This window comes from Actinoplanes sp. CA-252034 (assembly GCF_050956125.1).
Taxonomy (GTDB): domain Bacteria; phylum Actinomycetota; class Actinomycetes; order Mycobacteriales; family Micromonosporaceae; genus Actinoplanes.
The window spans coordinates 6,271,641-6,283,719 of the sequence record NZ_CP191846.1 but is presented as its reverse complement, the minus strand read 5'-3'; the positions used below and the strand labels follow the sequence as shown (position 1 = coordinate 6,283,719).

General features: G+C 71.1%; 14 protein-coding genes. 5 read left to right on the top strand and 9 right to left on the bottom strand.

Features of this window, described 5'->3' with window-relative positions; genetic code table 11:
- Positions 1–94 precede the first annotated feature (94 nt).
- The gene (locus tag ACQPZW_RS28930; RefSeq protein WP_433789181.1) at positions 95–487 is read right to left on the bottom strand and encodes a TIGR03668 family PPOX class F420-dependent oxidoreductase; all 393 of its coding nucleotides are present in this window, start codon (positions 485–487) and stop codon (positions 95–97) included.
- A gap of 109 nt (positions 488–596) precedes the next feature.
- Here ACQPZW_RS28930 and ACQPZW_RS28925 point away from each other — a divergent pair, with 109 nt between their 5' ends.
- On the top strand, positions 597–1,079 hold the full coding sequence (locus tag ACQPZW_RS28925; RefSeq protein ID WP_433789180.1) for a prepilin-type N-terminal cleavage/methylation domain-containing protein: 483 nt from the start codon (positions 597–599) through the stop codon (positions 1,077–1,079).
- Positions 1,080–1,329: 250 nt separating this feature from the next.
- Positions 1,330–1,812 (top strand): type II secretion system protein, encoded by a 483-nt coding sequence (locus tag ACQPZW_RS28920; protein WP_433789179.1) that lies wholly within the window; start codon positions 1,330–1,332, stop codon positions 1,810–1,812.
- Between the two features lie 95 nt (positions 1,813–1,907).
- Here the strand turns inward: ACQPZW_RS28920 and ACQPZW_RS28915 are convergent, their stop codons facing one another.
- On the bottom strand, positions 1,908–2,555 hold the full coding sequence (locus ACQPZW_RS28915; protein WP_433789178.1) for a hypothetical protein: 648 nt from the start codon (positions 2,553–2,555) through the stop codon (positions 1,908–1,910).
- Positions 2,555–3,553 (bottom strand): LuxR C-terminal-related transcriptional regulator, encoded by a 999-nt coding sequence (locus ACQPZW_RS28910; protein ID WP_433789177.1) that lies wholly within the window; start codon positions 3,551–3,553, stop codon positions 2,555–2,557. Before ACQPZW_RS28910 ends, ACQPZW_RS28915 begins: the two co-directional genes overlap by 1 nt.
- 526 nt (positions 3,554–4,079) lie before the next feature.
- On the opposite strand from ACQPZW_RS28910, the gene ACQPZW_RS28905 reads away from it, so the two are divergent.
- Positions 4,080–4,811: a phosphotransferase enzyme family protein gene (locus ACQPZW_RS28905; RefSeq protein ID WP_433789176.1), complete on the top strand. Its 732-nt coding sequence runs from the start codon at positions 4,080–4,082 to the stop codon at positions 4,809–4,811.
- Between the two features lie 266 nt (positions 4,812–5,077).
- Here ACQPZW_RS28905 and ACQPZW_RS28900 read toward each other — a convergent pair whose 3' ends face one another.
- From ACQPZW_RS28900 to ACQPZW_RS28890, 3 genes are all read right to left on the bottom strand, one after another.
- Entirely contained in the window at positions 5,078–5,665 is a 588-nt protein-coding gene (locus ACQPZW_RS28900; protein WP_433789175.1) for an FAD-dependent oxidoreductase, read from the bottom strand.
- Entirely contained in the window at positions 5,632–6,363 is a 732-nt protein-coding gene (locus ACQPZW_RS28895) for an FAD-dependent oxidoreductase (RefSeq protein WP_433789174.1), read from the bottom strand. Before ACQPZW_RS28895 ends, ACQPZW_RS28900 begins: the two co-directional genes overlap by 34 nt.
- A 252-nt stretch (positions 6,364–6,615) precedes the next feature.
- Entirely contained in the window at positions 6,616–7,452 is an 837-nt protein-coding gene (locus tag ACQPZW_RS28890) for an SGNH/GDSL hydrolase family protein (protein WP_433789173.1), read from the bottom strand.
- A 138-nt stretch (positions 7,453–7,590) separates the two neighbouring features.
- Between ACQPZW_RS28890 and ACQPZW_RS28885 the strand changes: the two genes are divergently transcribed.
- On the top strand, positions 7,591–8,478 hold the full coding sequence (locus ACQPZW_RS28885) for an LLM class F420-dependent oxidoreductase (protein WP_433797650.1): 888 nt from the start codon (positions 7,591–7,593) through the stop codon (positions 8,476–8,478).
- An 84-nt stretch (positions 8,479–8,562) separates the two neighbouring features.
- On the opposite strand, the gene ACQPZW_RS28880 is transcribed toward ACQPZW_RS28885, so the two are convergent.
- The 3 genes from ACQPZW_RS28880 to metX are packed head-to-tail and all read right to left on the bottom strand — an operon-like array spanning position 8,563 to position 11,443.
- Positions 8,563–9,033, bottom strand: a complete 471-nt coding sequence (locus ACQPZW_RS28880) for a CoA-binding protein (protein ID WP_433789172.1) — start codon at positions 9,031–9,033, stop codon at positions 8,563–8,565.
- Entirely contained in the window at positions 9,030–10,328 is a 1,299-nt protein-coding gene (locus tag ACQPZW_RS28875) for an O-acetylhomoserine aminocarboxypropyltransferase/cysteine synthase family protein (RefSeq protein WP_433789171.1), read from the bottom strand. The genes ACQPZW_RS28880 and ACQPZW_RS28875 overlap by 4 nt, the downstream gene beginning before the upstream one ends.
- The gene (gene metX / locus ACQPZW_RS28870; RefSeq protein WP_433789170.1) at positions 10,325–11,443 is read right to left on the bottom strand and encodes a homoserine O-acetyltransferase MetX; all 1,119 of its coding nucleotides are present in this window, start codon (positions 11,441–11,443) and stop codon (positions 10,325–10,327) included. Before metX ends, ACQPZW_RS28875 begins: the two co-directional genes overlap by 4 nt.
- An 88-nt stretch (positions 11,444–11,531) precedes the next feature.
- On the opposite strand from metX, the gene ACQPZW_RS28865 reads away from it, so the two are divergent.
- Positions 11,532–12,077: an OsmC family protein gene (locus tag ACQPZW_RS28865; protein WP_433789169.1), complete on the top strand. Its 546-nt coding sequence runs from the start codon at positions 11,532–11,534 to the stop codon at positions 12,075–12,077.
- Positions 12,078–12,079: the final 2 nt, after the last annotated feature.

Sequence of the window (12,079 nt, the reverse complement as noted above, 5' to 3'; positions counted from 1 at the left end):
CTGCTACACCGCGTCTTCTCCCGCCTCGCCCAAGCAGAAGTAGTCGGGGATCATGTGATCGGGCGACCATGGGAGACCCGTGTGGGTGACGTCGTCAGGGGCGCCAGACCGTCCAACGATCGACGGTGATCTCCAGGAATGGCCCCGGCAGCGGCGTCGCGCGGTACTGCGGATAGCGCGCGGTCAGCGCGGCCCGGCCCTCCGGGGAGTGGTCGACGATGCGGGCGATGCCGTCGGCACGCGCCCACCACAGCGCCGACCAGTCCTCCTCGTAGTGGTCGGCCAGCACGCTGACGCGCGGGTTCGCCGCGATGTCGGAGAGCCGGCGCAGGGCGCGGGTGCGCTTGGGTTTGCCGTCGACCGCGGTGTGGATGACGTCGCCGATCACCGCGAAGACGATCGGCACCACGTGGGGGACACCGTCGGCGCCGGCCGTGGCGAGCCGCGCCACCCGCGCCGACGCGAACAATGCGGCCGCTGAGCTCACCACCCGATCATATTCCGGCCCGCTCAATTCTCAGGTACGTCACGGACCGGCCGATGTCGGATGGCGTCCCACCCGAGCCTTCCTCCCCGCCCCCATGGAGGCATTCCTCATGAAGCTGCACCGCATCATCGACCGGCTCCGCGCTGGTAAGAAGAATGATGAGGGTTTCACCCTCATCGAGCTCCTGGTCGTGGTGGTCATCATCGGCGTGCTGGTCGCGATCGCCGTCCCGGTCTACCTGAACTACCGTCAAGGCGCGGCTGACAAGTCGGCACAGTCCGACGTGCGCGGCGCGATCAGCGCGGTGGAGCAGTTCTACACCGAGAACGGCAACAAGTACCCGACCGGCCCGCTGACCGAGAACAACACCGACGGCACCAAGACCACGCTGAAGCTGTCGGCGACCGGCAAGCAGGTCATCACCCTGTCGGACAAGACCCAGCTGTCGTACGTCGCGGGCACCGCCGCCGGCACCTACAAGCTCTGCGCCACCAACGGCGGCGGCAGTGACAAGAAGTACCTGTACGACAGCGAGAAGGGCGGCTCGGTCCAGCAGGCCCCGGACACCCTGAGCATCACCACCTGCGCCTGACGCGTTCAGCTGTTCCACCCCCGGGTGGCGCCCTCACCGGCGTCACCCGGGGGTTTTGCGTTCACCCGTACGCGGGCCGCCTCGAACCGGGTCTGGATTTCCCGGAAAGAAGTGGGCCGGATCCGTCAAGTGACCCACCGGGTTGCCGACCTTTACGGCCAGAGGCCACGGCCAAGCTCCCGACGGCCGACCGCCCGACCGGGCACTGGTTCCAGTTTCACTTCCCCACCCCCACCGAGAGGTAATCCAAATGAAGCTGCACGACGCCATCGCCCGGCTCCGCGCTGGTAAGAAGAACGACGAGGGTTTCACCCTGATCGAGCTTCTGGTCGTGGTGGTCATCATCGGCGTGCTGGTCGCGATCGCCGTCCCGGTCTACCTGAACTACCGTCAGGGCGCGGCTGACAAGTCGGCGCAGTCCGACGTGCGCGGCGCGATCAGCGCGGTGGAGCAGTACTACACCGAGAACGGCAACAAGTACCCGACCGGCACGCTGACCGAGAACAACACCGACGGCACCAAGACCACGCTGAAGCTGTCGGCGACCGGCAAGCAGGTCATCACCCTGTCGGACAAGACCCAGCTGACCTACGTCGCGGGCACCGCCACCGGCACCTACAAGCTCTGCGCCACCAACGGCGGCGGCAGCACCAAGAAGTACCTGTACGACAGCGAGAAGGGCGGCTCGGTCCAGCAGGCCCCGGACAGCCTGAGCATCACCACCTGCGCCTGACGCACCTCGAGCATCCCACCCCCGGGTGGCGCCCTCACCGGCGCCGCCCGGGGTTTCTCGTGCTCGCGGCAGGAACGGGCGCCGCGGGACGACGCTCAGAAGCAGCTGCCGCAGAAATTGTGCGGGTCGCCGCCGGGTGACCCGTCCGGCTCGCCCGGCGACGTGCTGCCGGTGTAGGCGCTGCGCGGCGAGACCGGGCCGCTGACCAGCGGGTCGTCGGCGGCCAGCGGCGTCATCGTGGTGTGATAGCCGGTGTTGCGGTCCCCCGTCACGGTGATGCGCACGCATGCCACCCGGACCCCGTAGTAGTACAGGGGCATCTGGGGATCCATGCGGGTCGGCCCGGAGACGGCACACACCCCGTAGGTCCCGGCGGCCCGCTCGACGGCCAGGGCGCCGAATTCGACCCGTGCGGGCTGCCAGCCGGACGACGGCGGAGCCGGGAACAGCCGCACGTTGTAGCCCTGCAACCGGCCGGCCAGACCGGCGCGGCCCCGGTACGCCACCAGGCTGAAACCGACCGGGAGATCCGTGGCCGCCGGTGCGGCGCACTGCGTGGCGGCGCCCGTCACGACGAAGAACTCGAGATTGCTGTCGGGGTGCAGACCGGACAGCTCAGCCTGTACGCATGTCGCGTACCGCCAGGGAACCGCCCCCGCGGCGGCGGACACGGCCTGGCCCGGAAGCAGAGCCGCCGTCAGCAGCATGGCGGTGGTGGCGGCGGCGCGAAGCCGGAACGACATCAGGTCTCCTCGTGCGTCGGCGCGGCGGTGGCCGGGACACCCGGCAGTGGAACCGCCCTGGCCGCGCCGAGCACGAGGGCGAGCTGGAAACGGTTCTGCACGCCGAGACGGTCCATCAGCGCGCGCAGGGTGTAGACGACGGTGCGACGGCTCAGGCCCAGCATCGTGCCGGCCGCCTCCTCGCTGTAGCCGTCGGTGAGCAGGGCGAGGATGGCCTGTTCACGGGCAGTCAGTTCGATCGGCGGAACCTCCTGCCGGAAGGGATCCCTGGCGGTGCGCCAGATGCGGTGGAACAGCTGGGTCAGATGGGCGACGGTGTCCGGGTCGGTGACCTGGATCGCGCCGGCGTCGAAGCGTGCCGGGTCGGCGGGGAACAGGGCGGTGTGCCGGTCGAAGACCATGAGCTTGAGGGGCAGACCGGTCGTCTCCCTGTACTCGGCGCCGGACGGCACCGTCTCCCGCGGCCGCCCGTCGCGTGGAGGCAGACTGATCGCGCGCAGCCGGACGCCCCGTGCGACCAGCTCGCGATCCTGCGGCGCGGCGACCGCGGCGGCCTCCGCACTGATCCGCTCCTCGGTGTTGATGGCCAGATGCTCGCGGCGTTCCGCGGCGGTCAGGACGGCGATCCGGGCCCGCGCCGCCTCACGGTTGGGCAACCGGCGCACCGACCGGGGATCGATGCGCTCCAGGTGCAGGCCGGCGACCGCGGCCAGATGCCGCCGGTAGCCCTCGGTCACGGCCACCGGCCCGCGCCGCTGCCGCACCAGAAGCCCGACCCGGTGCACGTCCACGGCGCTCCACCAGCGTTCCCGGCCGCGGCACGTCAGGCGCGCCGCACCGGCGGCGGTGAGCTCCTCCATCGCCTCGGCCAGACGGCCACCGTCGATGTCCAGCTCCCGGGCCAGCATCGCGCACGTCTGCGGGCCGAGCATCGTCAACGTCCGATACACCAGGTCGGCGTGCGGCGACAGCCCCCACCGCCCCAGAACCGGCACCACAGCGTGTCCTGACATACCCGACCCCCCGATTGAGTGGTCCCATCAGAACATCCACGCCGGAATTCATCCAGGCCGATCGACGCGCCACTGCGCAGATGCGCAAAAACCATAGGGGGTACGCGTCGCGGACCCGACCGTGACTGCGCGAATGCGCAACGGGTTTCCGTCCGTCCTCGACCCGTCACCGGGCGCTGTGGCGTCATGGAACTCCAGCGGCGGGCCCGGCTGCGGGGGCGCCGGTCCCGCCGCCCCGGAGGTCGCTGGAGGATGCCCGCACCGGTGGTGATGCCGGTCGTCTGCGGACCGGATCCGCTGTGCCCGAGCGGCCGGGAGACCGACGGCGGGCTGATCGCCGTCCAGGACCGTCACGTCCATCTCCGGGGGTGTCCCTATCGTTTCGACAAGCGACGGCGTCCTCCGGGGGTGTCCCTTTCGCTTTCGACAAGCGACGGTGTCATCCACCTCCGCAAACCCGGCTCGTTCCGCCCGGACGACGGGCACCAGGCGCTGGGGTAGTGTCCGTTCGATGGGGTGGGAGGCGCTCAGGCATTGGGGTGCGGACGCCGTTCGTGTCCGGCCGCTGTCCGGCGGAGTCGCCAACGACGTGTGGAGCGTGCACGTCGACGGGCGGCTCGCGGTCGGGCGCCTCGGTTCCCGCGGTGACGCCGACCTCGCGTGGGAGACCGGGCTGCTCGTCCACCTCGACCACGCGGGCCTCACGGTTCCGGCGCCGATCCCGGCGAAGGACGGCCGGCTGTTCGCCGACGGCCTGGTGGTGATGACCCACCTGGAGGGCGGCCCGCCCGAGACCCGGGCCGACTGGCGCCGGGTCGCCGGTACGCTCCGCGAGCTGCACCGGCTGACACGAGGCTGGCCGCAGCGCCCCGGCTGGCGTTCGTCGACCGACCTGCTGCACGCCGACACCGGGACCAGGGTCGACCTGAACGCGATGCCCCCGGAAGGCGTCGCCCGATGCCGGGCGGCGTGGGCGCGCCTGGCCGGCCGACCGACTTGCGTCGTGCACGGCGACCTCAACCCCGGCAACATCCGCATGACCGCCGACCGGGTCGCCTTGATCGACTGGGACGAGTCCCACGCCGACGTCCCCGACCTCGACCTGGCACTCCCCGGCAACGCAGCCGACCTCGACGACGACGCCCACGACATCGCGGCGCAGGCATCGGCCGCCTGGCAGGCCGCCGTCTGCTGGGACGACGACTATTCGCACAAGCGCCTCGCCGAGGTCCGGGCAATCTGAGAACCGCCCGCGCGACCGACCTCGCGCGGCTGACCTTGCGCGGCTGCCCTTGCGCGGCGGCCTTGCGCGGCCGACCTCGCCCGACCGACCTCGCGCGGCTGCCCTTGCGCGGCTGCCCTTGCCCGGCTGCCCTTGCCCGGCTGCCCTTGCGCGGCTGACCTTGCCCGGCTGCCCTTGCGCGGCGGCCTTGCGCGGCCGACCTCGCCCGACCGACCTCGCGCGACCGACCAGGCGCGGTCGGCCGGAGGCGGTGGCGGACCGGGGACTCAGGCCCTGGACGCCCGGGACGATGTCCGGAATCGATCGGCGGGTGCTGCGATGCCCAGGGCGGAGGCGGCGATGATCGCGCCGAGGAGCGGGGCGAACTTGGCGCCGTGACCCGAGCACGGCGACGCCACGGTGAACGGGCCCACCGTGTCGATCACGAAGTCCTCCGACGGGGTCGAGGTGAAGACGCAGGTGGTCTCGGCGTAGGGCTCGGGGATCAGGCCGGGCAGGTATCTCGTCACGTAGTCGACGACCCGCTGCCGGTTGCCGGGGTCGATGATCCCGTCGTTGCCGGCCGCCGACATGATGTCCGGGCCGCCCAGGAACTCGGCGACCTTGTGCCCGCGATGCCCGGCGTCTCGGCCGCCCGGCAGCGAGTACGCCGCGATGTCGTCACGGATGTGCACCGTCGTCGGCCAGTCGGTGCCCGCATCCCGGTACGGGAAGTGGTACGCCTGCTCCTTGGTGACGCGCAGTGACGGCAGCCGGAACGGCAGGCCGGCAGCGAGAGTCGGGAGCCAGCCACCGGCCGCGATGACGACGTGATCGACGGTCAGCTCCTCACCGTCGGCGGACCGGATCGACACCTCCCGGAGCCGGCGGCGAGACCGGTGGCGGCGGTGAGACCGGTGGCGGCGGTGAGGCCGGTGGCGGCGGAACTGGTGGCGGTGGGGCCGGGGGTGGTGGGACCGACGGCGGTGGCGGCGGTGGGATCGGGGGTGGTGGCGGCGGAACTGGTGGTGGCGCGACCGGCGGTGGCGGCGGGACGGGGCGCGGTGGTGAGACCGGTGACCGTCCAACCCGTCCGGATCGTCGCGCCCCCGGCCCGGGCCAGTTCGATCATGGCGGTGACTGTGGACTCCGCGTCGAGGACGCCGGCGCCCGGCTGCCACAGCGCCGGTCCGTCGACGTGCAGGCCCGGCCAGCGGGTGGCCGCCTCCTCGGCGGTGAGCAGGTCGTTGTCGACACCGATCGACGTGAGGATCCCGGCCAGCTGGGCCGGGTCGCGGCGGGCGCCGAAGTCGAGTGATCCGACGTTCCGGATCAGGGGGACGCCGGCGGTCTCGGACAGTTCGTCCCAGTGATCGCGGGCCTCGGCCACCAGGCTCGCATAGAACGGGTCCGGGTAGGCGTACCGGAAGATCCTCGCCGAGCCGTGTGAGCTGCCTTGCGGGTTGGCGGGCATCGCCTGCTCGAGGACGGTGACCCGTTCGCCGCGCTGGGCCAGGCGCCAGGCCGTGGCCGCGCCGGTCAACCCCGCGCCGATGACCGCGACATGGCTCACCGGTGACCGCCCCGATCATTCATCCCCGCAGCGTAACGGCGACGGCTCGCGACCCCCGACCGGCGTAGAGGCCCGCTCGAGTCTGCGGACCTCTACGCCGGAGGATCCCTCAAGCCCGGGCGACCCCTCGACGCCGGAAGATCCGTGGAGGCCGGTCAGGGAGGCCGGATGAGAGGCCGGTTGGGGAGGCCGGATGAGAAAGCCGGTTGGAGAGGCCGGAAGGAGAGGCCGGACGAGGAGCGGGCGACGGCGTCAGGCGCGGTCGGTAAGGCCGCTTCCAGCGATGGCCGGCAGGTAGCCGCGGGCCTGGCCGGTCGCGGTCGGGTGCAGCACCCGGTTGTCGCGCATGCCCTCGGCGCCGACCAGCCACGGCTTGCGGCTGCACAGGCCGTGCGAGGCGAAGCCCGGCGTGACGTCGACGTAGCGGACCCTGTTGCGGGCGGCGGCTGTCGCGATCGCGGTGTTCAGGCGGGTGACCACCTGGTTGGCGCGGGTACGCATCCGGGCGGTCACCGGCACGGTCGGGCACTGGCGGCTCTTGGCGAACGGCAGCGGGTAGCCGGTGACGACGACGCGGGCGTGGGGCGCGGCGGTGACGACGGTGCGGATCATGCGGTGCAGGTCGCGCGGCAGGGCCGTGGTCAGTTTGCGGTCGATGGCGAGGTTGCCGTTGCGGCAGGCGTCGCCGACGATCCGGCTCATGCACGACTGGAGCAGTCGTGCGAGCCGCAGGTCGTTGGCGCCGGCGGTGATGGTGACCAGCTTGGTCTTCGCGGTGAGCACCGAGGCCTGGCCGATCACGTCGGCGGTGGTGGCGCCGGTGCAGGCGGCGTTGCGCAGCGCGATGCCGCCGTGTGCCTCGCGGGCCAGCAGGGCCGGGTAGGCGGACGAGTTGCGGCCGCACCTGTCGCTGGTCGGAGCGGCGCCGAAGCCGGCCGCGTACGAGTCGCCGAGCGCGACGTACGGCAGCGGGGCGGGGGCGACGGCAACGGCCACGGCGGTCGCGGGGGCGGCCCACGCCGTGGCGGTCAGTGCGACGGTCGCGCAGACGGCGACGACGCGGCGGTAGATCGCGGCGGGATCGGACATGACGGGTCTCCCTTGGGGATGCGTGTGCGCGCGAACCGGGAGGGTTCGTAAACGGAAAAACGCCCCATAAAGGAAAAAGTCACCCGACCGGGCCGAGGTCGCGTAAAACCTATCGGCATAGTAGGGTCTCTCATGCCCTTGCGAATCGGAGTCATCTTCCCGCACGCCGCCGTCGGAGCCGACCGGGGCGCGATCCGTGCCTATGCCCAGGCCGTCGAAGGGCTGGGGTATGCCCACCTGCGCGCCGCCGACCACGTCCTCGGCGCCGACCGGGACGTGCACCCCGGCTGGACCCGGCCCTACGACGTGGACACCGTCATCCACGAGCCGTTCGTGCTCTTCGGTCACCTCGCCGCGTTGACCGACCTGGAGCTAGTCACCGCCGTGATCATCCTCCCGCAACGGCAGACGGCGCTGGTCGCCAAGCAGGCCGCGCAGGTCGACCTGCTGACCGGCGGCCGGTTCCGGCTCGGCATCGGAGCCGGGTGGAACGCCGTCGAGTTCGAGGCGCTCGGCAAGGACTTCGCCAATCGCGGCCGCCGCTACGACGAGCAGATCGGGCTGCTGCGCCGCTACTGGACCGAGCGGTCGATCACCCACCGTGGCGAGTTCGAGCAGGTCACCGGGGCCGGGATCGCCCCGCCTCCGATCCAGCGGCCGATTCCGCTGTGGTTCGGGGCCGGGTCGGCGCCCGCCTACCGCCGGGTCGGCCGGCTCGGCGACGGCTGGTTCCCGCTGCTGCAGCCCGGCCCGGAGCTGGACGAGGCGCGGGCGATCGTCGACAAGGCCGCCGTCGACGCCGGCCGTGACCCGGCGACCATCGGCCTGGAGACGACGATCTCGTGGACCGGGTCACCGGACGCGGTCGCCGGGCAGGTGCGGGCCTGGCGGGAGGCCGGCGCCACCCACGTCGCGGTCAACACGACCCAGCCCGGCATCACCACGGTCGATCAGCACATCGACGCGCTCACCCTGGCCGCGGGCGCGCTGGAGCTCGCCCCGGCCCGAGGTGCCCGCGCGGCGTAGGGCCGGTGCGCTCCGGCGGCGGGCCGGCTGTCCCCGGCGACGGGCGAGGGTCGGCGCGGCCCGCGGCCGAGGGGCCCGGGCGGGTCACTGCAGACCCGTCCGGACCGACGTGATGCGCTGGGTGTTGAAGCCGAGCCAGTGCATCCGGCCGACGTAGCGCGCGTGCTCCACCTTCAGGCAGCGGTCCATGATCACGGTCAGGCCGCCCGCCTCGGCGATGTCCGCGCCCTCCTGGTTCACCACCCCGAACTGGGTCCACAGCGTCCCGGCGCCGACGGCAACCGCGCCGGCGGCGATCTGCGGCAACGCGCCCGGTGCCCGGAACACGTTGACCACGTCGATCGGGACCGGCACCTCGGCCAGCGACGGGTAGGACACCTCGCCGAGGATCGAGGACTCCCGCGGGTTCACCGGGATCACCCGATAGCCGTGCCGCTTCATGTAGTAGCCGACGAAGTAGCTGGCCCGCAGCTCGTTGCCGGACAGGCCGACGATCGCGATCGTCTTCGCCGTGTTGAGCACCCGCTGGATCGTCAGAGCGTCCTGGTAGCTCATCCGGTCACCCCCTCGAACGCACTGGTCAGGTCCCAGATCAGATCGTCCACGCTCTCGGTGCCGACCGACAGCCGTACGGTTCCCGGCCCCACCCCGGCGGCCCGCAGCTCGTCGTCGCTGAGCTGCCGGTGGGTGGTGCTCGCCGGGTGGATGATCAGGCTCTTCGCGTCTCCGACGTTCGCCAGGTGCGACCACAGCCGCACGCCACGGATCAGATCCTGACCGCCGTCACGCCCACCGGCCACGTCGAAGGAGAACACCGCGCCCGGCCCGAGCGGCAGATACTTCTCCACCAGTGGCCGGTACCGGCTGTCCGGCAGCCCGGCCCAGGTGATGTTCGAGGCGAGGGGGTGCCCGGCGAGGAACGCGGCGACCCGGCCGGCGTTCGCGACGTGCCGGTCCATCCGCAGCGACAGGGTCTCCAGGCCCTGCAGGAACAGGAACGCGTTGAACGGCGACAGCGCCCCGCCCAGATCCCGCAGCGTCTCCGCGCGCAACTTCATCAGATAGCCGTAGGTTCCGAACGTCTCATGGAACTTCAGGCCGTGGTACGCCGGGGACGGTTCCGCCACCACCGGGAACCGCCCGTTGGACCAGTCGAACGTGCCGGCCTCCACGACCACCCCGCCGATGCTGGTGCCGTGCCCTCCGATGAACTTGGTCGCCGAGTGCACCACGATGTCGGCGCCCCACTCGATCGGCCGGCACAGATACGGCGTGGCGAAGGTGTTGTCCACGATCAGCGGCAGCTCGTGCTCGTGTGCGATCCGGGCGATCGCCTCGATGTCGAGCACGTTCCCGCCCGGGTTGCCGATCGTCTCGCCGAAGAACGCCTTCGTGTTGTCACGCACCGCCTTGCCCCAGGCCGACAGGTCGTCCGGGTCCACCCAGGTGAGCTCCACGTTCAGCTTGCGCAGCAGATGCTTGAGCTGGTTGACGGTGCCACCGTAGAGGGCCTGCGACGCGACCACGTGGTCACCCGGCTCCAGCAGCGTGAACAGCGCCGCCGCCTGCGCCGCGATCCCGCTGGCGAACGCGACCGCCCCGCTGCCGCCCTCCAGGTTGGCCACCCGCTCCTCGAAGACGGCCGTCGTCGGGTTCATGATCCGGGAGTACGTGTTCCCGTACTCCTGGAGGTTGAAGTAGGCCGCCGCCGACTCGGGATCCTCGAAGACGTAGCTGGTGGTCTGGAAGATCGGCACCGCCCGGGCGCCGGTGTTCGGATCGGGCCGTTGCCCGGCGTGCAGTTGCCGGGTCTCGAACCCGAACTCGTGCGGCGCTTCTTCTCTGCTCACTCGCTGCCCTCCTGAAGGAACCGCCGGACGATGGGGGTCTGCCGGGCCTCTTCCAGCAGAAAGCAATCGTGCCCGTACGGCGCGTCGATCACGTGGTTCTCCACGTGCTTGCCGAGTCTCGTCAGCGTGTCGGCGATCTCCTGGGACGCGGCCGGCGGGTAGAGCCAGTCCGAGCTGAACGAGATCAGCAGGGTCCGCGCCTTCACCTCGTCGAGGGGTCCCAGCTCGAAATAGGTCAGCGCCCGCGAGAGGTAGAGGTAGGTGTTCGCGTCGAACCGCCGGACGAAGGCGGCGGCCTGGTGGCGCAGGTAGCTCTCCACCTCGAACTCGGGCTCGGTGATCGTGTAGTTGAGCCCGTTCTGGAAGCGCCTGCCGAACTTCTCCGCCAGCCCGGGCGCGGACAGGTAGGTGATGTGCCCGACCATCCGCGCCACCCCCATCCCGGCGTCCGGTGTGCGGCCCGTGCCGTAGTAGCGCCCGCCCTGCCAGTCCGGGTCCCGCATGATCGACTCACGGGCGATCGCGTTCCAGGCCACACCCTGCGGCTGCAGCGCGTGCGTCGACGCGATCACCACGATCGCGTCGACCTGATCCGGATAGCGGGTCGCCCAGACGAGTGCCTGCATGCCGCCCAGCGAGCCGCCGGCCACCGCGGCGAGCCGCCCGATGCCCAGCTCGTCGAGGAACGCCCGCTCGCACCGGACCATGTCGGCGACCGTGATCACCGGGAAGTCGGGCCCGTACGGCTCCCCGGTCGCGGGGTTCACCGAGGACGGCCCGGTCGTTCCCCGGCACCCGCCGAGCAGGTTCGTCGACACCACGAAATACCTGTCGGTGTCGAACGCCTTCCCCGGCCCGATCATGCCGTCCCACCAGCCCAGACCCCTGGCGTACCCCTCGCGGGTGCCCTCCTGGGGCGGCTGCGCGGCGATCCCGGCCGCGTGCGCGTCGCCGGAGAGCGCGTGGCACACCAGGATCACGTTGTCCCGATCGGGGGACAGCGTCCCGTAGGTCTCGTAGGCCACCCGGACCCTGGCAAGCTCACGCCCGCAGTCCAGTGGCAGTGGATCGGGCAGGTCGAGGTAGCGCGTCTCGACGACTCCCACGCTTTTCACGAACCCCAACGCTAGGCGTGGAGAAGATCATTGTCTAGCGTACCTAGGGGTGTTGTAGATCAAGGGTTCACCAGGGAGGATGCCAGCCATGACCGTCACCGATAACGGAGTCAACGTCCAGGCGCTGCTCGACGCACGTGAGGCCCTCAAGGCCGCCCCGGAGGCCGCCCAGTTCACCTGGCGGGCCACCTCCAAGTGGGAGAAGGGCGTGCACAGCACCACCACCATCGAGAACTTCTACGGCCTCGGCGCCGAGCAGACCCACAAGACGAGGACCGACTTCTCCGCCGACCACCCCGAGGTGTTCGCGGCCGAGGACAACGGCATCACCCCGATCGAGTACCTGCTCGTCGGCCTGGCGAGCTGCCTCACCGCCGGTGTCGCGTCGGTCGCCCAGAACCGCGGCGTCCAGCTGCGCTCGGTCACCGCCACCGTCGAGGGCAACCACGACATCCGCGGCATCCTCGGCGACCCCGACGTGCGCAACGGCTACAACGACATCAAGGTCACCTTCAACATCGACGCCGACGCCTCCAAGGAGGACATCGAGGCGATCGTGGCCCAGTCGCAGAAGCGGTCGGCCGTCTACGACGCGCTCACCAACCCGACCGACGTGACCGTAGAGGTCGCCTGACC